The sequence below is a fragment of the Dactylosporangium sp. CS-047395 genome, assembly GCF_050942185.1.
In the GTDB taxonomy this organism is placed as follows: Bacteria; Actinomycetota; Actinomycetes; order Mycobacteriales; family Micromonosporaceae; genus Dactylosporangium.
On sequence record NZ_CP192015.1, the window covers coordinates 10,558,529 to 10,579,265 of the forward strand.

21 protein-coding genes are annotated in these 20,737 nt (G+C 70.9%); 4 read left to right on the plus strand and 17 right to left on the minus strand.

Translation table 11 applies throughout. The features are described 5' to 3' along the window. The first annotated feature begins 174 nt into the window (after positions 1–174). The 3 genes from nirB to ACQP00_RS49240 are packed head-to-tail and all read left to right on the plus strand — an operon-like array spanning position 175 to position 4,063. Positions 175–2,625, plus strand: coding sequence for a nitrite reductase large subunit NirB (nirB, locus tag ACQP00_RS49230; protein ID WP_433210897.1), 2,451 nt, complete (start codon positions 175–177; stop codon positions 2,623–2,625). Then, positions 2,622–2,960, plus strand: a complete 339-nt coding sequence (gene nirD / locus ACQP00_RS49235; protein WP_433210899.1) for a nitrite reductase small subunit NirD — start codon at positions 2,622–2,624, stop codon at positions 2,958–2,960. Before nirB ends, nirD begins: the two co-directional genes overlap by 4 nt. Further along, positions 2,957–4,063, plus strand: coding sequence for a uroporphyrinogen-III synthase (locus ACQP00_RS49240; protein WP_433210901.1), 1,107 nt, complete (start codon positions 2,957–2,959; stop codon positions 4,061–4,063). The genes nirD and ACQP00_RS49240 overlap by 4 nt, the downstream gene beginning before the upstream one ends. A 132-nt stretch (positions 4,064–4,195) precedes the next feature. On the opposite strand, the gene ACQP00_RS49245 is transcribed toward ACQP00_RS49240, so the two are convergent. From ACQP00_RS49245 to ACQP00_RS49260, 4 genes are all read right to left on the minus strand, one after another. Further along, on the minus strand, positions 4,196–4,441 hold the full coding sequence (locus ACQP00_RS49245; protein WP_433210903.1) for a DUF2630 family protein: 246 nt from the start codon (positions 4,439–4,441) through the stop codon (positions 4,196–4,198). A 144-nt stretch (positions 4,442–4,585) separates the two neighbouring features. After that, positions 4,586–5,386 (minus strand): bifunctional hydroxymethylpyrimidine kinase/phosphomethylpyrimidine kinase, encoded by an 801-nt coding sequence (thiD, locus tag ACQP00_RS49250; RefSeq protein WP_433210905.1) that lies wholly within the window; start codon positions 5,384–5,386, stop codon positions 4,586–4,588. Between the two features lie 52 nt (positions 5,387–5,438). After that, a complete protein-coding gene (locus tag ACQP00_RS49255) occupies positions 5,439–7,085 on the minus strand; it encodes an ABC-F family ATP-binding cassette domain-containing protein (RefSeq protein WP_433210907.1) in 1,647 nt (548 codons plus the stop codon). 29 nt (positions 7,086–7,114) lie between these two features. Then, positions 7,115–7,717, minus strand: coding sequence for a class I SAM-dependent methyltransferase (locus ACQP00_RS49260; RefSeq protein ID WP_433210909.1), 603 nt, complete (start codon positions 7,715–7,717; stop codon positions 7,115–7,117). Between the two features lie 675 nt (positions 7,718–8,392). Between ACQP00_RS49260 and ACQP00_RS49265 the strand changes: the two genes are divergently transcribed. Next, positions 8,393–11,683 (plus strand): hypothetical protein, encoded by a 3,291-nt coding sequence (locus ACQP00_RS49265; protein WP_433210911.1) that lies wholly within the window; start codon positions 8,393–8,395, stop codon positions 11,681–11,683. 170 nt (positions 11,684–11,853) lie between these two features. Here ACQP00_RS49265 and truA read toward each other — a convergent pair whose 3' ends face one another. From truA to rplO, 13 genes are all read right to left on the minus strand, one after another. Then, positions 11,854–12,663: a tRNA pseudouridine(38-40) synthase TruA gene (gene truA, locus ACQP00_RS49270; RefSeq protein WP_433210913.1), complete on the minus strand. Its 810-nt coding sequence runs from the start codon at positions 12,661–12,663 to the stop codon at positions 11,854–11,856. 68 nt (positions 12,664–12,731) lie between these two features. After that, the gene (gene rplQ, locus ACQP00_RS49275) at positions 12,732–13,256 is read right to left on the minus strand and encodes a 50S ribosomal protein L17 (protein WP_433210915.1); all 525 of its coding nucleotides are present in this window, start codon (positions 13,254–13,256) and stop codon (positions 12,732–12,734) included. Between the two features lie 28 nt (positions 13,257–13,284). Beyond that, the gene (locus tag ACQP00_RS49280; protein WP_350611890.1) at positions 13,285–14,307 is read right to left on the minus strand and encodes a DNA-directed RNA polymerase subunit alpha; all 1,023 of its coding nucleotides are present in this window, start codon (positions 14,305–14,307) and stop codon (positions 13,285–13,287) included. An 85-nt stretch (positions 14,308–14,392) separates the two neighbouring features. After that, complete coding sequence (gene rpsD, locus ACQP00_RS49285) at positions 14,393–15,019, minus strand: 30S ribosomal protein S4 (protein ID WP_223099061.1); 627 nt, start codon at positions 15,017–15,019, stop codon at positions 14,393–14,395. A 17-nt stretch (positions 15,020–15,036) separates the two neighbouring features. Next, complete coding sequence (rpsK, locus tag ACQP00_RS49290; protein ID WP_223099064.1) at positions 15,037–15,447, minus strand: 30S ribosomal protein S11; 411 nt, start codon at positions 15,445–15,447, stop codon at positions 15,037–15,039. Between the two features lie 45 nt (positions 15,448–15,492). Then, positions 15,493–15,873 carry a 30S ribosomal protein S13 gene (gene rpsM / locus ACQP00_RS49295; protein ID WP_223099067.1) on the minus strand — a complete coding sequence of 127 codons (381 nt, stop codon included), beginning with the start codon at positions 15,871–15,873 and terminating at the stop codon, positions 15,493–15,495. A 171-nt stretch (positions 15,874–16,044) separates the two neighbouring features. After that, a complete protein-coding gene (rpmJ, locus tag ACQP00_RS49300; protein ID WP_014440745.1) occupies positions 16,045–16,161 on the minus strand; it encodes a 50S ribosomal protein L36 in 117 nt (38 codons plus the stop codon). Between the two features lie 85 nt (positions 16,162–16,246). Further along, positions 16,247–16,468, minus strand: coding sequence for a translation initiation factor IF-1 (infA, locus tag ACQP00_RS49305; protein WP_007073013.1), 222 nt, complete (start codon positions 16,466–16,468; stop codon positions 16,247–16,249). Between the two features lie 188 nt (positions 16,469–16,656). Continuing rightward, positions 16,657–17,145: a DUF1707 SHOCT-like domain-containing protein gene (locus tag ACQP00_RS49310; RefSeq protein WP_433210917.1), complete on the minus strand. Its 489-nt coding sequence runs from the start codon at positions 17,143–17,145 to the stop codon at positions 16,657–16,659. A 69-nt stretch (positions 17,146–17,214) separates the two neighbouring features. Further along, positions 17,215–18,066, minus strand: a complete 852-nt coding sequence (gene map, locus ACQP00_RS49315) for a type I methionyl aminopeptidase (RefSeq protein ID WP_433210919.1) — start codon at positions 18,064–18,066, stop codon at positions 17,215–17,217. Between the two features lie 22 nt (positions 18,067–18,088). Further along, entirely contained in the window at positions 18,089–18,742 is a 654-nt protein-coding gene (locus ACQP00_RS49320; RefSeq protein WP_433052428.1) for an adenylate kinase, read from the minus strand. Then, entirely contained in the window at positions 18,742–20,079 is a 1,338-nt protein-coding gene (secY, locus tag ACQP00_RS49325) for a preprotein translocase subunit SecY (protein ID WP_433067053.1), read from the minus strand. The genes ACQP00_RS49320 and secY overlap by 1 nt, the downstream gene beginning before the upstream one ends. Positions 20,080–20,275: 196 nt before the next feature. Beyond that, entirely contained in the window at positions 20,276–20,734 is a 459-nt protein-coding gene (gene rplO / locus ACQP00_RS49330; protein ID WP_433210921.1) for a 50S ribosomal protein L15, read from the minus strand. Positions 20,735–20,737: the final 3 nt, after the last annotated feature.

Below are 20,737 nucleotides of genomic sequence, written 5' to 3' on the forward strand. Positions count from 1 at the left end.
CAATCTACCGTGGGGGGATCTGGCACGGAGATTCGAGCACAGCTCGGTAACGGCCTGCTCAAGTTGCGTGTGAGTCGCTCTTAGCAGGCGCGAAACATTCGGGACTTAGCGGCGAAACCGGTCTTCGGCAGCCTTTTGGCCATGTCCGAAGCGGTGGCAGAATCAGGTTCGTCGATGAAAGTGGTCGTGGTCGGCCACGGCATGGTCGGGCACCGGTTCGCCGAGGCGCTGGCCGCGCGCGATCCGGAGCGCCGCTGGCAGGTCACGGTGCTGGCCGAGGAGGGGCGCTCGGCCTACGACCGGGTGCGGCTCTCGGCGTACTTCGACGGGGTCTCCGCCGCCGAGCTGACCTACGACGTGCCGGCCGGGGTGGACCTCCGCCTCGGCGAGCCGGTCCTCGCCGTCGACCGGGGTGCGCGGCGGGTGGTGACGGCGCACGGGGAGTACACCTATGACGCCCTGGTCCTGGCGACGGGCTCGTCGGCCTTCGTCCCGCCGATCAGCGGGGTCGAACAACAAGGCGTTTTCGTGTACCGCACGCTCGACGACCTCGACGCGATCCGCGAGCACGCGCGGGGGCGTGAGGTCGGGGCGGTGATCGGCGGCGGGCTGCTGGGCCTGGAGGCGGCCAACGCGCTGCGGCTGCTCGGGCTGCGGACGCACGTGATCGAGTTCGCCCCGCGGCTCATGCCGATGCAGGTCGACGCGGCCGGCGGGGCGGTGCTGCGCCGCTACGTCGAGGACCTCGGCGTGCGCGTGCACCTGGGCGCCGGCACGACCGCGATCCGCGCGACCGCGCCCAGCGGCCGGCTCGGCCTCACGCTCTCCGACGGCGCCCACGTGCCCGCCGACATCGTGGTGGTCGCGGCCGGCATCCGACCCCGCGACGAGCTGGCCCGGGCGGCCGGGCTGCCCGTGGGGGCGCGCGGGGGCGTGGTCGTCGACGCCGGCTGCCGCACCGAGGACCCGGCGATCTACGCCATCGGCGAGTGCGCCGAGATCGGCGGGCGCTGCTACGGGCTGGTCGCGCCCGGGTACGCGATGGCCGAGGTGGTCGCCGACCGGCTGCTCGGGGGTGCGGCCGAGTTCCCCGGCGCGGACACGTCGACCAAGCTCAAGCTGCTCGGGGTCGACGTGGCCAGCTTCGGCGACGCGCTGCGCGAGGATCTGCTCGACGTGGTGTACCTCGACCCGGCCAACGGGCGCTACGCCAAACTCGTGCTCTCCGACGACGCCCAGACGCTGCTCGGCGGAATCCTGGTCGGCGACGCGAGCGCCTATCCGACGCTGCGCGCGAGCGTCGGCGGCCGGCTGCCCGGCCACCCGCTCGCCCTGCTGGCCGGGGACGCCGCCCAGGCCGACGTCGCGCTGCCCGCCGAGGCCCAGGTGTGCAGCTGCAACGCGGTCACCCAGGGCCAGGTGGTGGCCGCGATCGCGGACGGCTGCACGGACGTCGCCGCGCTCAAGGAGTGCACGCGGGCCGGGACCAGCTGCGGGTCCTGCGTTCCGCTGCTGAAGAAGATCCTCGGGCAGCAGGGTGTCGTGGCCTCGAAGGCGTTGTGCGAGCACTTCGAGTACAGCCGCGCCGAACTTTTTGACATCGTGCGCATCCGGGAGATCCGGACCTTCTCCGAGCTGATCGCCGGCCACGGCCGCGGGCGCGGCTGCGACGTGTGCAAGCCGACGGTCGCCTCGATCCTCGCCTCGCTGCACAACGACTATGTGCTGGAGGGGGAGCAGGCCTCGCTGCAGGACACCAACGACCACTTCCTGGCCAACATCCAGCGCAACGGCACCTACTCGGTCGTCCCGCGCATCCCGGGCGGCGAGATCACGCCGGAGAAGCTGATCGTGATCGGTGAGGTGGCGCGGGACTTCGACCTGTACACGAAGATCACCGGCGGGCAGCGCATCGACCTGCTCGGGGCCCGGGTCGAGCAGCTCCCGGCGATCTGGGGCCGGCTGGTCGCGGCCGGGTTCGAGTCCGGGCACGCCTACGGCAAGGCGCTGCGCACCGTGAAGTCCTGCGTCGGCTCGACCTGGTGCCGGTACGGCGTGCAGGACTCGGTCGCGCTCGCCATCGAGCTGGAGCTGCGGTACCGCGGGCTGCGCGCCCCCCACAAGATCAAGTCCGCGGTGTCCGGGTGCGCTCGCGAGTGCGCCGAGGCCAAGGGCAAGGACTTCGGCGTCATCGCGACCGACCAGGGCTGGAACCTCTACGTCGGCGGGAACGGCGGCTTCCGGCCCCGCCACGCCGACCTGCTCGCCGCGGACCTCTCGACCGCGGAGCTGATCCGCCTGGTCGACCGGTTCCTGATGTTCTACATCCGCACCGCCGACCGCCTGCAGCGCACCTCGGCCTGGGTCGAGGGGCTGGAGGGCGGCCTGGACTACCTGCGCGCGGTGATCGTCGAGGACTCCCTCGGCATCGCCGAAGAGCTCGACGCCATGATGGCCCGCCACGTCTCGTCGTACGTGGACGAGTGGCGGGCGACGGTCGAGGACCCGGAGCGGCTGGCGCGGTTCGTGTCGTTCGTCAACGCCCCCGGCACCCCCGACCCGACGATCTCCTTCGTTTCCGAACGCGGACAACCGGTCCCCGTCGTCCTAGGAGCGCGCCCGTGAACTGGACTGCCGTATGCCCGTACCTCCGGCTGGAGCCGGATCGCGGGGTGGCCGCCCTCGTCGGCGGCGAACAGGTCGCGCTCTTCCGCGTCTTCGACGGCGGGCTCTACGCCATCGGCAACGTCGACCCGATCAGCGGCGCGGCCGTGCTCTCCCGGGGGATCGTCGGCAGCCGCGGCGACCGCCCGGTGGTGGCCTCGCCGATGCACAAGCAGGCCTACGACCTGACCACCGGCGAGTGCCTCGACGAGCCCGGAGTCAGGGTTCCGGTGTACTCCGTGCGCGTCAACGACGGCATGGTAGAGATCGCTTCGCTGTTGAGGGAGCCGGCGTGAGCGAGGACACGCCTCTGGCCGGCTTCACGGTGGCCGTGACCGCCGACCGGCGCCGTGACGAGCTCAGCGCCCTGCTGGAGCGGCGCGGGGCCCGGGTGGTGCTCGCCCCGGCGCTGCGGATCGTGCCGGTGGCCGACGACACCGAGCTCAAGGCGGCGACCGTGTCGTGCGTCGACATCGCCCCGGACATCGTGATCGCCACGACCGGCATCGGGCTGCGCGGCTGGATCGAGGCGGCCGAGGGCTGGGGCCTGGGCGAGGCGCTGCGCATCCGGCTCGGCCAGGCGTACCTGATCGCCCGCGGCCCCAAGGCCAAGGGCGCCGTCCGCGCCGCCGGGATGCTGGAGAACTGGTCCCCGGACACCGAGAGCTGCGACGAGGTGCTCGACTACCTGATCTCGGGCGGCTTCCCGGGCGGGATCCGGGGCCGGCGCATCGCCCTGCAACTGCACGGCGAGCCGCACCCGGAGTTCACCACGGCGCTGCGGGACGCGGGCGCGATCGTCGTGGAGATTCCGGTGTACCGCTGGGCGCCCCCGGTCGACCCCGCCCCCCTCCGCCGCCTCGTCGACCTGATCTGCTCGCGCCTGGTCGACTCGGTCACCTTCACGTCGGCCCCGGCGGTCAGCTCGCTGCTGCGGGTGGCCGGCCCGGAGGCCCCGGACGTGCTGGAGGCGCTGCGGACGGACGTGCTCGCCGCCTGCGTGGGCCCGGTGACCGCGGCGCCCCTGCAGCGCCTCGGCGTGCCGGTGGCCGCGCCGTCCCGGGCCCGCCTGGGCGCGCTGGTCCGCATCCTGGTGGACGAGCTGCCCAAGCGCTCGCCCACCCTGCAGGTCGCGGGCGCGGCGGTGACCCTGCGCGGGCACGCGGCCATCATCGACGGCACCCTGAAGCCACTCGCCCCGGGCCCGATGGCGGTCCTGCGGGCGCTGGCCGCCTCCCCGGGCCGTGTGCTGTCCCGGGCCGCCCTGCTGCGCGAACTCCCGCGGGGCGCCGACGAGCACGCGGTGGAGATGGCGGTGGCCCGGCTGCGGGCGGCCCTGGGCGGCTCTTCCTTCGTCCAGACCGTGGTGAAGCGGGGCTACCGCCTGCGCGTCGACTAGCACCGGAAGGTGTCAGCCCGGTAAGGGCGCCCTAGCAGCGGGGTATACCGCGTTATGTCCTGAAAGACAGTGGGGGAGCAAGCTCCACCCACGCCCCCTCAACACCGCACCGGGTCTACGTGCGGCAGCACGTTACTGGAGGTAGTGCTCTACCTCGTCGGCGGAGTGCGCCTGGACCTCGTCGGGCGAGACGCCCTGCAACTTGGCCGCCCGGCGCCGGCGCATGAGGTCCCACAGCTGGTCGAGCTGCACCTCAACAGCGCGCAGGCGGTCGTGCTCGTCCTGCTCGGTGATCTTGCCCGCCTGCAGCTGGGTGCGGAGCTTGTGCTCCTCGTCGACCAGGGTGGAGATCTGGTGGATCAGCGTCTTCTCGTCCATGGCATGCATCATCCACCACGTCTTGGGCGCGGGCGCAGGGTGAGCTCCGGCGTTGCGCTGTGACGCTCGGCGCAGGGTGAGCTCCGGCGTTGGGCGTTGGGCGTTGGGCGTTGGGCGTTGGGCGTTGGGCGTTGGGCGTTGGGCTCAGCGCAGGGTGAGGGCGGACCAGCCGAACTGGTCGATCGGGCCGGTGCCGCCGCCGATGCGCCACTCGGAGGCGTCGCCGATCGCGCGGCCGACGAAGCCCTTGGCCCAGGCGACCGCGGCGTCCGCCTCGTCCCCGGCGGCCAGGCGCGCGGCCACCGCGGTGGCGAAGGTGGCGCCGCTGCCGTCGGTGTTGCGGCTGGCGATCCGCGGGCTCTGCAGCAGCCGGGCCTCGCCCTCCAGCCAGACCACGTCGATCGCGTCCCCGCCGGCCGCGAAGTCGCCGCCGGTGACCACGACGCAGCGCGGGCCGCGGGCGGCGAGCTGTTCGGCCGCCGCCGCCATGTCCCGCGGGGTGGCGACCTGCCAGCCGAGCAGGGCCGACGCCTCCTCACGGTTCGGGGTGAGGACCGTGGTGTGGGGCAGGAGCCGCTCGTACGCCGCGATGAGCCCCCGCCGCGAGCCCTCCGCCGCCGTGAGCACCGGATCCACCACCAGGTTGGGCAACGCCCCCGTGCGGGCGCGGGCGGCGATCGCCACCGCCGTCTCCGGCGTCGGCAGGATGCCCGTCTTCACCGCGGCCACCGGCAGATCCTCCAGCACGCTGGCGAGCTGCGCGGTGACCACGTTGGTCGGCTGCGCGAAGAGGTCGGCCGTGTCCCGCGTATTGCGCGAGAGCACCGCGGTCACCACCGAGGCGCCGTGCATCCTGAGCGCGGCCAAGGTACGCAGGTCGGCCTGCAGGCCCGAGCCGCCGGAGGAGTCAGACGCTCCGATGGTGAGAACAACAGTCGGCTCCACGGCCGATAGGTCACCACGCAGGGTGACCCAACGCCCGCACAAGCAGTCCGTTCTAGCCGCGGCCTTCCCAGACTGGTTCTGGCACTTCTACGACCTCGCCGTCGGCGCGGAAGAGGACGTAGCGGTCGAAGGAGCGGCTGAACCAGCGGTCATGGGTCACCGCGACCACCGTGCCGTCGAACGCCGCTAGCCCTACCTCGAGCGCCTCGGCGCTGGCCAGGTCCAGGTTGTCGGTCGGCTCGTCGAGCAGCAGCAGGGTCGCCCCGGACAGCTCCAGCAGCAGGACCAGGAACCGGGCCTGCTGCCCGCCGGACAGGGTGCCGAAGCGCTGGTCGGCCTGGGCCGCGAGCTCGTACCGCCCGAGGGCCGGCATCGCCTGCGGCCGCGGCAGGCCGGTGCGCCAGTCGTCGCCCCGCCAGAGGATTTCGGCGAGGGTCTTGTCCAGCAGCTCGGGGCGGTCGTGGGTCTGCGAGAAGTGGCCCGGCCGGACGCGCGCGCCGAGGCGTACCCGGCCGCCGTGGGCCACCGGGGTGAGCTCGGCGTTGATCTGCGGGCCGTCCGGGTCGGAGCCGCCGCGGGCCAGCAGCCGCAGGAAGTGCGACTTGCCGGTGCCGTTGCCGCCGAGGACTGCCACGCGGTCGCCGTACCAGATTTCCAGGTCGAACGGGTAGGTCAGCCCGTCGAGCTCCAGCTGCTCGCACATGACGGCGCGTTTGGCCGTACGGCCGCCGGAGAGTCGCATCCGGATGTTCTGGTCCTTCGGCGGCTCCGGCGGGGGGCCGGCCTCCTCGAACTTGCGCAGGCGGGTCTGGGCGGCCTGGTACCGCGAGGCGAGACCGTCGTTGTAGGCGGCTTTCGTGCGGTACATGAGGACAAGGGCTTTGAGTTTTTCGTGCTCCTCGTCCCAGCGCCGGCGCAGCTCGTCCAGCCGCTCGTGCCGCGCGCTGCGGGCCTCGTGCCAGGACGCGAACCCGCCGGGGTGCACCCACGCCGAGCCGCCCTCGACCGCGACGACCCGGTCGGCCGACTGGGCCAGCAGCTCACGGTCGTGCGACACATAGAGCACGCTCTTCGAGGATTCCCGCAGGCGCTCCTCGAGCCAGCGCTTCCCCGGCACGTCCAGGAAGTTGTCCGGCTCGTCCAGCAGCAGCACCTCGTCCTCCCCGCGCAGGAGCAACTCCAGCGCGAACCGCTTCTGCTGCCCGCCGGAAAGCGTGCGCACCGGCCGCTCCCGGGTCTCGTCCCACGGCAGCCCGAGCGCGGCGACACTGGCCGTGTCGAAGAGGACCTCCGCGTCGTACCCGCCCGCCTCGCCCCACGCGGCCAGCGCATTGGCGTACTTGAGCTGCGCCTTCTCGTCGCCCTTCGCGTGCATGGCGACCTCGGCCGCGTGCAGCCGCCGCCCGACCTCGGCCAGGCGCGGCGGGGCCAGCTCCAGCGCCAGGTCACCGAGCGTCCGATCGTCCCCGATCATGCCGATGAACTGCCGCATGATCCCCAGCCCACCGGAGCGCGCGACCGCGCCCTCGTGCACCGGCAGGTCGCCGGCCACCATCTTCAGCAGGGTCGTCTTGCCGGCACCGTTCGGCCCGACCAGCGCCACCTTCGCGCCTTCGCCGACCCGGAACGAAACCTCGGAGAAGAGCTCACGACCGTCCGGCAGCGTGTGCCCGACCCCTGCGACGTCCACATATCCCACGCATCAAAGCTTCATGCGGCAGCGGTACCTCACGAAAGAGGTTTTTCGACCCGCAACACCCTGAACCCTTTGCGACTGGCGTACCGCTCGGCCGCGAACCCCTGCTCCTCGAGCCAGCGCTGCAGCGAGTCCCCGCCGAGATTCTTGCCCACGACCAGCCACGCAACCCCTCCGGCCGCGAGCCGCGGCAGCCACCGCAACAGCAACGCGTGCAGCTCGGGCTTACCGATCCGGATCGGCGGGTTGGACCAGATCTGCGCGAATCCGACAGTCTCCGGCACGCCGTCCGGCTCAGCGGTGACGACGTTCTTGCCGACGGTGTTCTCCCGCGCGAGCTCCAGCGCCCGCTGGTTGACGTCCACGGCGTACACGATGGCCTTCGGCGCAGCGGTGGCCAGCACAGCGGCAATGGGCCCATATCCGCAGCCGAGGTCGAGCAGCGCCCCCTCGGTCCCGGCGTCGGGCAGGGGTGCCTCGGCGAGCAGGGTCGCGGTCCCCGGGTCGAGCCGGCTCCACGAGAACACTCCCGACGCCGAGGCGAGGCGGAACTCCCGGCCGAGCGCCTCGAACACGACCTCGTGCCGCTCGTGCGCGACCGCGGGGTCGGCTGAGAAGTAGTGCTCGCCTGCCAAGATTGCCGCCTCCGATCGCGCTTGGGTTGATTGTCCCGCACGCCCGCTCTTCCACTCGCCCGCCGCCCGCCTCACGTTCAGCGTGCCCGCACGCGCCCGGGTCTTCCGCGCACCCACCTTTTCCGCCCGCCGCTCTTTCGGCCGCGCCGCCCGTCCGCCCGGGCCGCCCGGTCTTCCGTCCGTCGCGCCGGCCGCCCGCACCGCCCACTTCTTCCGCCCGCCCGCACCGCCCACTTCTTCCGCCCGCCGGCTCTTCCGCCCGCCGACTCTTCCGCGCCGGCGCCGCCCACTTCTCCGCCCGCCCGCACTTTGCCCGCGCGCACCGCCGGACTGCCGCCCGTCTGCGCCGCCTGGACTCTCGCCCGCTTGCGCCGCCCGGTCTTCCGCTGGGCCGTTCGCCGGGTCGTCGGTTTCCGCGGTGCCCGACCGGTGACGTTGCGTGACTGGGTTGCGCTGACCCCCGGTTCGTTGCCGCCTTGGGTGTCGGCGTCCTGACCAGGAGTGTTGCTCTTAGCCTCAGCGTCACCGGGTGCGTCGATGCCTGACCAGGTTGGCACCGCCGGGCAACGCTGCGTCCATACGCAGGTGACGGGTCGTTTGGACGGCCACCCGATCGGATTGTGCGAAACATCGCCGACAAGCCACCGCCCGGCCACGTCGGCTACCCTGTGCGACATGACTTCTCGGGACGAGCAGCGCCGGAAGCGGCGATCCGACTCGTTCCGCCGGGACGAGGCGGACGAAGCCGACAACTGGCTGGCCGGCCTCCGCGGCAGCGGCCGGGGCGAGCCGGACCCCTTCTCAGCGCCGCCCCCCGACCCGTACGACGCTCCCCCATTCGACTCCTTCGACGGCCCCGGCCGCTCCCCCGAAGGACGCTCCTTCGACGCCCCCGGCCGCATGGAGCGCTCGGGCACTTCCGAACGCGCCTTCGACCGACCCGGCCGCTCTTCTTCCGACGCCCCCGGCCGCCCGTTCGACGGCCCGAGCCGCTCTTCGTCCGACCCTGCGGGCCGCATGGAGCGCTCCGGCACCTCCGAGCGCGCCTTCGACGGTCCCGGCCGCTCTTCCTCCGACGCTCCTGGCCGCATGGAGCGCTCCGGCACCTCCGAGCGCGCCTTCGACGGCCCCTCGCGGATGGAGCGTTCGGGAACGAGCGAGCGGGCTTTCGACGGACCTGGCCGCATGGAGCGTTCGGGCACTTCCGAGCGCGCGGCCTCCTTCGACCGCACCACCGCGATCAAGCGCCCGTCACGCAGCGACGCCCGGACCGGTGACCCCCGGACGGGCGACCTGCGCGAACCCCGCACGGGTGACACCCGGGGCCGCCGTTCCCGCGAGGACTCCCCCAGCGGCGTGTTCGGCCCCGGCTCCCTGCCCCCGGCCCCGCCACCGTCCCGCCCGGCCAACGTCGACGGCTGGTCGACCCCGGACGCCACCGGCACCCCCGGCCGCCGCCGGGCCCAGGACGACGACTCCCCCAGCGGCGTGTACGGCCGCACCGCTCCCCCCGCCCGCCCCCCGCTCGACCAACAGCTCCCCAGCTCGACCACGTACGGCTCCCCCGCCGACAGCGCCTACGGCACCGGCGCCACCTCGCCCGGCATCGGCTCCCGCAGCGCATCAGGCGGCTACGGCGACGCCCCCTCGACCGGCACCTACGGCAGCACCACCGCCAGCCCACGCAGCGCAGCGGGCGCCAACGGTACCTACGGCAGCACCGGCACGGCGGGCGGCTACGGCAGCACCGGCGCGGCGGGCACCTACGGCGGCGCGGGCACGGCGGGCGCCAACGGCACCTACGGCAGCAGCACCGGCGCAGCGGGCGGCTACGGCGACACCGGCGCCGACGACTCGCGGGGCCGCCGACGGGCCCGGGAGCGGGACGGCGACTCGTACGACCACGGGCCGGAGCTCACCCCGATCATCAAGCCGCTCGCCGAACTGGCCGCGGCCCCGCCGACTACCGACGACCCGCCGCCGCTGGTCCCGATCTTCCCCAACATGCGGCCCGACTCCTCCCCGACGAGTGGCGCCGCTCGACGAGCCCGCCGCGCGGCCGCCGAGCAACCCGCCGCCTTCGCGGGTGACCCGGCCTCCCACACCGGCGAGGTCAACCCGCGCACCGGCGACATCGGCACGCGAGGCTCACGAACCGGCGACCTGGGCACACGCACCGGCGACGTCGGCACACGAGGCTCCCGCACCGGCGACCTCGGCGCACGCACGGGCGACATCGGCACGCGCGGCTCCCGAACCGGCGATGTCGGCACCCGCGCCGGCGACCGCACGGGCGGCTTCGGTGCCGAGCGCACGGGCGACGTGGCCGGTGGTGGACGCCGCCGCGCCGCCGACGACCCGCGCACCGGTGACGTGACCGGTGGCCGCCGTCGCGCGGCCGCGGACGACCCCGAGGTGCGCCGCAACGGCAGCGGCGAGGGCGCGCTCTACGCCGGCGAGACGACGATGTTCCGACCCGGCGATGACACGGGCGTGCGGCGTCAACGCGGCGCCAACGGCACCCGCGCCAACGGCTCCGCCGGCGTCTACGGCGCCCCGCCCAACAGCCTCGACGACGACAGCCCCCGCAACGGCACCCGCGGCGGACGGGCCCTTGAGGACGACGCGCCGCGCATCGGGTCGCGCGGCGGACGGGCCATCGAGGACGACGCGCCGCGTAACGGGTCGCGGGGCGGGCGGGCCTTCGAAGACGACAGCCCGCGCAACGGTTCTCGGGGCGGGCGCGGGTTTGAGGACGACGGGGCGCGTGGTGGGCGTGGCCGCGCGTACGACGATGATGGGCCCCGCAGTGGTGCGCCCTATGCCGGTGAGACCACCATGTTCCGCCCCGGGGAGGATCCGCGGGGTGGGCGGAGGGGGCGCTCGGCGTACGAAGACGATGAGCGTGGCTTTGAGGACACCGGGCGGCGGTCGCGGGCCGGGTTTGAGGCCGCCGCCGCGCCTGATACCGCGCGCCGGGATGACACCGGGGTGCGGCGGCGTCAGGAGGCCATGCGGGGGCGGTACGACGAGCCTCCGCAGCAGCGGCGCGCGCTCGATGACGATATGCCGTACGAGCCGTATGACGAGCCTTCCGAGGTTCGTCGGCGCTCGCGCGGTACCGGCGAATTCACTTCTGGGGGGACCAAGCGCCGCAGCTCGGCGCCCGATCGGCTGGATCGGCCGCGGACGGTGATCGATCCGGTGCGTCCCAGCGGGCCGCGGCCGCATCGGTGGGTGGCCATGCTCAGCGTGATCGCGGTCGTGGTCGTGCTCGGGGCCTGTGGTGTGGGGACCTGGTTCATTCTCAAGGACGAGAAGAACGGACCTGACTCAGCCAAGTCGAGTCAGACGTCGGCGCCGAAGAAGCGGGACATCAGTAGCCGGGACGTGGACCCCAAGCCGCTGTCCGAGGCCGAGGTGTTCCCGAGCAACAACATTGTCGCGGCGCCGAACGAGCCGCCGTACGTCATTCTCACCACGCGCGCCGACAAGGACTGCAAGGTCGCGGCGACCGAGGAGCTGGCGACGCTGCTGGCCGGGGCGGGCTGCACGGAGGTCGTGCGGGCCACGATGAAGTCGCCGACCGAGGAGTACCTCATCACGGCGGGCATCTTCAACGTCAGCAGCGAGCAGGTGGCGGCCAAGACCTTCGACGGGATCAAGCCGATCGTCGACGGGCAGAAAGGCCGCTTCGCCGGGATGAGCGTCGGCGCGGGCACCGGGACCGACGCGCTGGTGCGGGCACCCACGCAGCTGGGATGGAACTACAAGGGCCATTTCATCACGTACTGCGTGATCGCCCGAGTGGACGGCAACAACTTCGCGCAGGGCGACGCGTACCCGAACCAGATCACGTACGACATCGTCGAGACCTACCTGGACAACGGGATCATCGAGAACCGCTCGATCATCCAGCCCGAGGCGACCCCGGCCGCCTCACTGCCGAACACGCAGCCGAGCTGATCATCGATCCGGACATTCCGCGCGGATGTTGAAATTTCCGATAAGTCGCGGCGCGCCAGCGCCCGACTTATCGGACTAGAGGTCCCGCCACCGCCGGAATTATCGGTCCAAGATCCAGCCGTGCCAGCGCCCGGGTTATCGAACTAGGGATCAGGCCTGACTTAAGCGGCCTAGAGGTCCCGCCGCCGCCGCGTCAGCTCCGCCCGAGCCAGCAGCGCCGCGGCATCGGCCGGATAGGTCACCTCAACCAGCGTCAACCCATGCGCCGGCGCCACCACCACCTCGTCGGCCCGCACCGTCCGCGTCAGCAGCGACCCCGGCCAACCCGTCTCCCGCCGCCCATCCCCCGCGACCAACTGCGCCCCCACCAGGCTGCGCACCATCGACCAGCAGAACGCGTCCGCCGCCACAGTCGCCACCACGGTCCCGTCCGGCTCGCGCCGCCAGTCCATCCGGCTCACCGCCCGGATCGTGCTGGCATGCTCCTTCCGCCGGCAGAACGCCGCGAAGTCGTGCTCGCCCACCAGCCCGGCCGCGGCCGCGTTCAGCAGTGCCAGGTCGAGCGGGCGCGGCCAGGCGAGGGTGTCCCGCCGGCGGAGGGGCTCGGCGCCGAAGGGGGCGTCGGTCACCCGGTACTCGTACCGCCGCGCCAACGCCGAGAAGCGCGCGTCGAACTCGGCAGGCACCGCCCGCGCCGCGAGCACGCGGACGTCTTGCGGCAGCAGCCCGGCGAGTTTGCGTACAAGCGAGGCTTCCAGCATTTCCCAACGGGAAGGCGGCACGTCGACGTGGCACACCTGCCCCGTGGCATGCACCCCGGCGTCGGTGCGACCGGCCACGGTCATCCCCTCGACCGTGCCGAAGAGCCGCTCCAGGACCGCCTGGAGCTCGCCGGCGACCGTGCGGCGGCCCGGCTGCACGGCCCACCCGGAGAAGTCCGTCCCGTCGTAGGAGACGTCGAGGCGAATGCGGACGCTCATGCGGTACTCCAAAAAGGAAGACCCGGCACCCCGTGAAGGGTGCCGGGCCGTCGAACCGTGGCCGGTGATCAGGCCTTGGTCTCTTCGTCCTTCGCCTCGGCGTCGCCCTCGTCCGCGGACTTGGCCGCGACCGGGGTCTCGTCCGCGTCGTCGTCACCGGCGAGAACCGCGATCGAGTCGGCCTTGGCGGCCTTGCGGGCGGTCTTGCGCGGCGCCTTGGGAGCGGCGGCCACCTCGAGCTCCTCGACCAGCTCGATGATCGCCATCGGAGCGGCGTCGCCCTTGCGGGGGCCCGTCTTCACAATGCGGGTGTAGCCACCCGGACGGTTGCTGAACCGCGGCGCGATCTGGTCGAACAGCTGGAACACCACGTCCTTGTCCCGCACCACGGAGAGCGCTTGACGGCGCGCGTGCAGGTCGCCGCGCTTGGCCTTGGTGATGAGCTGCTCGGCGAGCGGGCGCAGCCGCTTGGCCTTCGTCTCGGTGGTGGTGATGCGACCGTGCTTGAACAGCGACGTGGCGAGATTCGCCAGCATCAGCCGCTCGTGCGCGGGGCTGCCGCCGAGGCGGGGACCTCTGGTGGGCGTGGGCATTCTCGGGACTCCTCTAATACAGCAGCGGTTACAGCTGCTCGGTCTCGCGGTAGTCGTCGGCGTCGTAGTCCACCTCGGCGAAGGAGTCCACGACGTGGGCCGGGTCGAACGTCGGGGCGGAGTCCTTCAGACCCAGGCCCATCCCGGCGAGCTTCATCTTGACCTCGTCGATCGACTTCTGACCGAAATTCCTTATATCGAGGAGGTCTGCTTCCGTACGGCTTATCAATTCGCCCACGGAGTTGATGCCCTCGCGCTTGAGGCAGTTGTACGAGCGGACGGTCAGGTCCAGCTCCTCGATCGGCAGCGCCAGGTCGGCCGCGAGCTGCGCGTCCTGCGGCGACGGGCCGATGTCGATGCCCTCGGCGGTCTCGTCCAGCTCGCGCGCCAGGCCGAACAGCTCCACCAGCGTCGAGCCGGCCGAGGCCAGCGCGGTACGCGGGGTCAGCGACGCCTTGGTCTCGACGTCGATGATGAGCCGGTCGAAGTCGGTGCGCTGCTCGACACGGGTCGCCTCGACGCGGTACGTCACCTTGAGCACCGGCGAGTAGATCGAGTCGACCGGGATGCGCCCGATCTCCTGGCCCTGCTGCTTGTTCTGGTTCGCCGTGACGTAACCGCGGCCCCGCTCGACCGTGAGCTCCATGTCGAGGCGGCCCTTGCCGTTGAGCGTGGCCAGCTTGAGGTCGGGGTTGTGCACGGAGACGCCGGCCGGGGGCTGGATGTCGCCCGCGGTGACGTCGCCGGGGCCCTGCTTGCGCAGGTACATCGAGACCGGCTCGTCGAGCTCGGAGCTGACGCACAGCTCCTTGATGTTCATGACGAGCTCGACCACGTCCTCCTTGACACCGGGGATCGTGGTGAACTCGTGCAGCACGCCGTCGATCTTGATGCTCGTCACCGCCGCGCCGGGGATCGAGCTGAGCAGGGTACGCCGCAGCGAGTTGCCGAGGGTGTACCCGAAGCCCGGCTCGAGGGGCTCGATGGTGAACTTGGACCGGACCTCGCTGATCGACTCTTCGGCGAGGCTGGGCCGCTGGGAGATGAGCACTTCTGGTTCCTCCAGTTCGTTGCGCGCCCGCTATTTGACGCGCTCCGGGTCGGCGGGGCCTCGCGGCCCCGGCCGACAGGTAGAGCTACTTGCTGTAGAGCTCGACGATGAGCTGCTCCTGGACCTGGGTGTCGATGACCTGCCGGGCCGGCAGGCTGTGCACCAGGACCTTGAACTCGCTCGGGATGAACTCCAGCCACGCCGGGACGGTCTTGCTGCCCGCGAGGCCCTGCGCGACCTGGAAGGGGGTGAGCTCCCGCGACTTCTCGCGCACCTGCACGATGTCGTGCTCGCGCAGACGGTACGACGGGATATCGACCTTCCGGCCGTTGACCACGATGTGGCCGTGCTTCACCAGCTGGCGGGCCATGTCACGCGACGACGCGAGGCCGGCGCGGTACACGACGTTGTCCAGCCGCGACTCGAGGATGCGCAGCAGCTCCTCGCCGGTCTTGCCCGGCTTGGAGACGGCCTCCTCGTAGTAGCCGGCGAACTGACGCTCGAGCACGCCGTAGATGCGGCGGGCCTTCTGCTTCTCGCGCAGCTGCAGGAGGTACTCGGTCTCCTTCGGCCGGCCGCGGCCGTGCTGGCCGGGCGGGAAGGGACGCGACTCGAACGGGCATTTCGGCCCGTCGCACTTGCTGCCCTTGAGGAACAGCTTCATCTTCTCGCGCCGGCAACGGCGGCAGTCGGCACCTGTATAGCGAGCCATGTTCTCTGTCTCTTCCCTTAGACCCGGCGGCGCTTCGGCGGACGGCAGCCGTTGTGCGGCTGCGGGGTGACGTCGGAGATCTGCCCGACCTCCAGGCCGACGGCCTGCAGCGAGCGGATCGCGGTCTCGCGGCCGGAGCCGGGACCCTTCACGAAGACGTCGACCTTGCGCATGCCGTGCTCCATCGCGCGACGAGCGGCGGCCTCGGCGGCCAGCTGCGCGGCGAACGGGGTCGACTTGCGCGAGCCCTTGAAACCCACCTGGCCGGCGGAGGCCCAGGAGATGACAGCACCGGTCGGGTCAGTGATCGACACGATGGTGTTGTTGAACGTGCTCTTGATGTGCGCCTGCCCGTGGGCGACGTTCTTGCGTTCCTTGCGCCGGACCTTCTTGACAGCGGCCCCACCGGCGCGAGCCTTCGGCGGCATTCTCTATGCGCTCCTAGATTCGTTTCTGAGATCTCGAACCGGCGGTTACTTCTTGCCCGGCTTCTTCTTGCCGGCGACCGTGCGCTTCGGACCCTTGCGGGTGCGCGCGTTGGTCCGGGTGCGCTGACCGCGCACGGGCAGGCCCTTGCGGTGCCGGATGCCCTCGTAGCAGCCGATCTCAACCTTGCGGCGGATGTCCGCCTGGACCTCGCGGCGAAGGTCACCTTCAACTTTGTAATTGGCCTCGATGTGGTCGCGCAGCTGCACGACCTCTTCATCGGTCAGGTCCCGGGCCCGCTTGTTCGGGTCGATGCCAGTGGCGGCCAGGGTCTCGACAGCGCGCGTGCGCCCGATGCCGAAGATGTAGGTAAGTGCGATCTCCGTGCGCTTGTCGCGCGGGAGGTCGACACCGACGAGACGTGCCATAAGTGGGCGTGCTCCTCAAGTGTGCGGAGGTCTGTGCCCGCTCCACTCCCGTCTGCCCACAGACGGGCCCTGGCCTCCGACCAGGGGTGCAGCCCCACGCACGCCACGCCGTTACGGCGGGGCCGCCCGAGGCTGGAACGGGCGAAACAAAAAGCTCGCGGTGCTAGGGACTCAGCCCTGGCGCTGCTTGTGGCGCGGGTCAGTGCTGCAGATGACCATGACCCGGCCATGCCGCCGGATGACCCGGCAGTTGTTGCAGATCCGCTTGACGCTCGGCTTGACCTTCACGGTTTGCCTAACTCTCGCTGCGCACGCGCTCGCTCCCGCGAGCGGGCACGACAGAACCCGACCGTTATCTGGGTACCGACACCGATTACTTGTAGCGGTAGACGATGCGCCCGCGAGTGAGGTCGTAGGGCGAGAGCTCCACGACAACACGGTCCTCGGGCAGGATGCGGATGTAGTGCTGCCGCATCTTGCCGCTGATGTGCGCCAAGACCTTGTGGCCATTGGCGAGCTCCACCCGGAACATCGCGTTCGGAAGTGGCTCGATCACTCGGCCCTCGATCTCGATGGCCCCGTCTTTCTTCGGCATGTCCTCCGCTACCTGACATCGGGTCTGGTGGTCGACGCTCGCATCCTTTTCTCAGAGGTCACGAAACCCCTGAGCCAGCCGCGGCTCCGGACATACCACTAGAAGCGCGTGGAGGCATGCCGGAGTGGACGCTTTGCGCCAATGGGCAAGTCTACGCGTGGGACGCCTTCTCACCAAATCGGGGGCGTCTAACTGTCACGGTAGCGCCGCTGGCTCTCCGGCGGGTCCTTCCCGAGCACCTTGACGGAGAACGTCGAGGCGAGCAGCACGGCGCCCCACGGGCCCGCGACCCACATCGGCCAGAAGTAGACCGGCGTGCCGGCGGACAGGCTGACCAGGGCCCAGATGACCACGTTGACCGAGACGGCCACGAGCCAGGCGCTCCAGATGCCGACCAGCCACTTCGGGTTGCCGCGCTCGGCGTCGCCGCGCTCGTCCCGGGTGTCGGCCAGGGGCGCCTTGGGCTCCAGCTGCGAGCCGCCGGTCGGGTGGAAGCCGGGCAGATCCTTGAGGATGCCGTCCAGGTCGCCGTAGGTGCGGGCGGCGTAGGTCTCCTTGAGCCGATCGTCGTACTCGCCGAGCGACAGCCGGCCCTCGTCGAGCGCCGCCTTGAGGCGCTCCGCCACGAACTGCCGGTCCACATCGGCCGCGCGCAGGTCTTCCCGCCGGTCTGCCACCGCTCCCCCTTCGGACACTGCACACAGCATCGCATTCGTCCGCACGGCGGTTCCACCCCGGAGTTTCCCCTACTCCGAGGCTCCTACGGGCTCACGGGCCGTCACCAGGTCGCCGAGGCGGGCGCGACCCCCGTCATGGGCGGTCAGCACCCACACGCCGTCCTCGCAGAAGGCCATCGTGTGCTCGACGTGGGCCGCGACCGAGCCGTCCACCGTGACGACCGTCCAGCCGTCGTCGAGCTCGGCGACCTTCGGCTTGCCCCGGGTGATCATGGGCTCGATGGCGAGCGCCATGCCCGGGCGCAGCATCGGGCCCTTGCCCGGCCGGCCGGAGTTCTGCACGAACGGGTCCTGGTGCATGGCGCTGCCGATGCCGTGCCCGCCATAGCCCTCGACGATGCCGTAGCGACCCGCCTTGCGGACCGTGGACTGAATGGCGAAGGAGATGTCGGTCAGCCGGCCCTTGCCCGTCCGCGCCCCACGGGCGGCGGCGGCGATGCCGGCCCACATGGCGTCCTCGGCGACTCGCACAAGGCGAAGCAGATCCGGGTGTACCGTCCCCACGCCGACCGTGATCGCCGCGTCCCCGTGCCACCCGTCGAGGTCGGCGCCGCAGTCGATGGAGATGAGGTCCCCCTCGCGCAGCACCTGCCGCGGACTCGGGATCGCGTGCACGACCTGGTCGTTCACGGACGAGCAGATGGATGCCGGATAGCCGTGGTACCCCTTGAAGCTCGGCACCGCGCCGGCGGCCCGGATGGTCTCCTCGGCGATCCGGTCCAGCTCGGCGGTGGAGATCCCGGGCGTGACGGCGTTGCGCATGCGGGCCAGGGCGTCGGCCACGACGACCCCGGCGCGGCGCATGGCGCCGATCTGCTCGGGCGTCTTGAGCTCGATCTCGACCTGATGGTGTGCGGCCATGAAACGTACTTTCCGCCGGCGCTCAGGCGCCGTAGGAACGGAGGGCGTCGATCGCGCGCACGGTGATGTCCTCCACGGGACCCGTCGCGTCGATGCCCACCAGCTTGCCCTGTGCGCCGTAGTAGTCCACCAGCGGCGACGTGTCGCGCGCGTAGACCTTCAGCCGCTCGGCGATGGTCTCGGCCTTGTCGTCGTCGCGCTGGAAGAGCTCGCCGCCGCACCGGTCACAGACCCCGTCGTGCGTCGGCGCGTCGAACTCGATGTGCCAGATCTTGCCGCAGCCACGGCAGGTCCGCCGGCCCGAGAGCCGGCGGATGACCTCTTCGTTCTCGACCACGAGCTCGAGCACGATGTCGAGCCCGGTGCCGAGGTCGGCCAGCAGCTTGTCCAGCGCGTTGGCCTGCGGGACCGTGCGGGGGAAGCCGTCGAGCAGGAAGCCGTCGGTCGCGTCGCCCTCGCTGAGCCGGTCGGACACCATGTTGATGGTGACCTCGTCCGGCACCAGCTGCCCCGCGTCCATGTACCGCTTGGCCTCCACGCCGAGCGGGGTGCCCTGCCCGACGTTGGCCCGGAAGATGTCGCCGGTGGAGATTTTGGGCACGGCGAGGTGCGCGGCGATGTACTCGGCCTGGGTCCCCTTGCCCGCCCCGGGGGGACCTACCAGCACCAGCCTCACTACCGGAGGAACCCTTCGTAGTTGCGCTGCATCAGCTGGCTCTCGATCTGCTTCACCGTCTCGAGGCCCACACCAACAATAATGAGGACCGCGGTGCCACCGAACGGGAAGTTCTGCAGAGCCTGCCCGCCGCCCACGATCCCGATGAGCAGGTTGGGCAGGATCGAGATGATGCCCAGGTAGAGCGCGCCGGGAAGGGTGATGCGGCTGAGGATGAAGTCAAGATACTCGGCGGTGGGCTTGCCCGGGCGGATGCCGGGGACGAATCCACCGTACTTGCGCATGTTGTCCGCCACCTCGGTCGGGTTGAAGGTGATGGACACGTAGAAGTAGGTGAAGAAGATGATCAGCAGGAAGTAGATCGAGATGTGCCAGGCGCTGTTCTGCGGCACGATGTTCCGGTTGATCCACAGGATCGTCTTGTTCGTCGAGTCGGTGCCGGCGAACGAGGTGATCAGCTGCGGGATGTAGAGCAGCGACGAGGCGAAGATGACCGGGATGACACCCGCCTGGTTGACCTTCAGCGGGATGTAGGTCGAGGTGCCGCCGTACATGCGCCGGCCGATCATCCGCTTCGCGTACTGCACCGGGATGCGCCGCTGGGCCTGCTCGAGGAAGACCACGAAGGCGATGACGACGACCGCCAGGCCGACGATCACGAAGAACGTGGTCTTGTTGTCCTGCCAGATCTGGATGCCCTCGAGCGGGAGCCGGGCCGCGATCGAGGTGAAGATGAGGACCGACATGCCGTTGCCGACGCCGCGGTCGGTGACCAGCTCACCCAGCCACATGATGACGCCGGTGCCGGCGGTCATGGTGACGACCAGGCAGGTCAGCGTGAGCCACATCGGGATGCGGCCGGTGTCCGGGATGATCGGGTATTGCGACTGGTCGCACGCGCCGCCGAAGAGCTGGCCGGACCGCGCCAGGGCGACGAACGCCGAGGCCTGCAGGATGCCGAGGCCGAGGGTCAGGTAGCGCGTGTACTGCGTGATCTTCGCCTGGCCGGACTGGCCCTCCTTGCGGAGCTGCTCGAGGCGCGGGATCACCACCGTCAGCAGCTGCAGGATGATGCTCGCGGTGATGTAGGGCATGATGCCCAGCGCGAACACCGACAGCTGGAGCAGTGCCCCACCGGAGAACAGGTTCAACAGGGTGAAGACCTGGTTGTCCTTGCTGTTCTCGACGATGTTGAGGCACTTCTGCACGTTGCCGTAGCTGACGCCCGGGCTGGGCAGGGTCGCGCCGAGCCGGTACACGCCGATCATGAGCAACGTGAACAAGATCTTCTTGCGCAGGTCAGGCGTTCGGAACGCACTAACAAAGGCGGAGAGCAACTTCATCCTCCTGCGCAAGGCGGCCGGTCGTTCGGCCGACGAGGTGGGGTCCGGGTGGTGCGTGTGACTGGGCCGTGCGATTGAGTCGAGCGTGTTACTGCGCAACGGACTCTAACAGGATGTCCGGGGCACATCACGTCCGGCTTTGGATGCGCCGCGTGGCGCCCACCACGGTGGTGGACGCCACGATAGCGCTCTATTCCGAGTCGCCGCCGAGCAGCTTGACAGAGCCGCCGGCCGCCTCGATCTTCTCCTTGGCCGACGCGCTGAACTTGTGCGCGCTGACCTGCAGGTTCACCCCGCCGAGCTCCCCGTCGCCGAGGACCTTGACGAGCTCGCCCTTGCGCACGGCGCCGGCGTCGACCAGCTCGGCCACGCCGACCGTGCCGCCCTGCGGGAACAGCTCCGCGAGGCGTGCAAGGTTCACAACCTGGAACTCGATGCGGTTGCGGTTCCGGAAGCCCTTCATCTTCGGCAGGCGCATGTGCAGGGGGATCTGACCACCCTCGAACGCCGCCGAGATGTTCTTGCGGGCCTTGGAACCCTTGGTACCACGACCGGCGGTCTTGCCCTTGGAGCCCTCACCGCGACCCACACGGGTCTTCTCGGTCTTGGCGCCGGGGGCCGGCCGCAGGTGGTGCAGCTTGATCGTCATGAG

What these genes read in the sequence shown, in the direction of transcription:
- nirB (WP_433210897.1), top strand. Translation starts at nt 175, where the DNA reads ATGAAAGTGGTCGTGGTCGGCCACGGCATGGTCGGGCACCGGTTCGCC.
- ACQP00_RS49245 (WP_433210903.1), bottom strand. Translation starts at nt 4,441, where the DNA reads ATGGACGAGAAGACGCTGATCCACCAGATCTCCACCCTGGTCGACGAG.
- ACQP00_RS49265 (WP_433210911.1), top strand. Translation starts at nt 8,393, where the DNA reads ATGACTTCTCGGGACGAGCAGCGCCGGAAGCGGCGATCCGACTCGTTC.
- truA (WP_433210913.1), bottom strand. Translation starts at nt 12,663, where the DNA reads ATGAGCGTCCGCATTCGCCTCGACGTCTCCTACGACGGGACGGACTTC.
- rplQ (WP_433210915.1), bottom strand. Translation starts at nt 13,256, where the DNA reads ATGCCCACGCCCACCAGAGGTCCCCGCCTCGGCGGCAGCCCCGCGCAC.
- rpsD (WP_223099061.1), bottom strand. Translation starts at nt 15,019, where the DNA reads ATGGCTCGCTATACAGGTGCCGACTGCCGCCGTTGCCGGCGCGAGAAG.
- rpsK (WP_223099064.1), bottom strand. Translation starts at nt 15,447, where the DNA reads ATGCCGCCGAAGGCTCGCGCCGGTGGGGCCGCTGTCAAGAAGGTCCGG.
- rpsM (WP_223099067.1), bottom strand. Translation starts at nt 15,873, where the DNA reads ATGGCACGTCTCGTCGGTGTCGACCTCCCGCGCGACAAGCGCACGGAG.
- infA (WP_007073013.1), bottom strand. Translation starts at nt 16,468, where the DNA reads ATGCCGAAGAAAGACGGGGCCATCGAGATCGAGGGCCGAGTGATCGAG.
- map (WP_433210919.1), bottom strand. Translation starts at nt 18,066, where the DNA reads ATGGCCGCACACCATCAGGTCGAGATCGAGCTCAAGACGCCCGAGCAG.
- rplO (WP_433210921.1), bottom strand. Translation starts at nt 20,734, where the DNA reads ATGACGATCAAGCTGCACCACCTGCGGCCGGCCCCCGGCGCCAAGACC.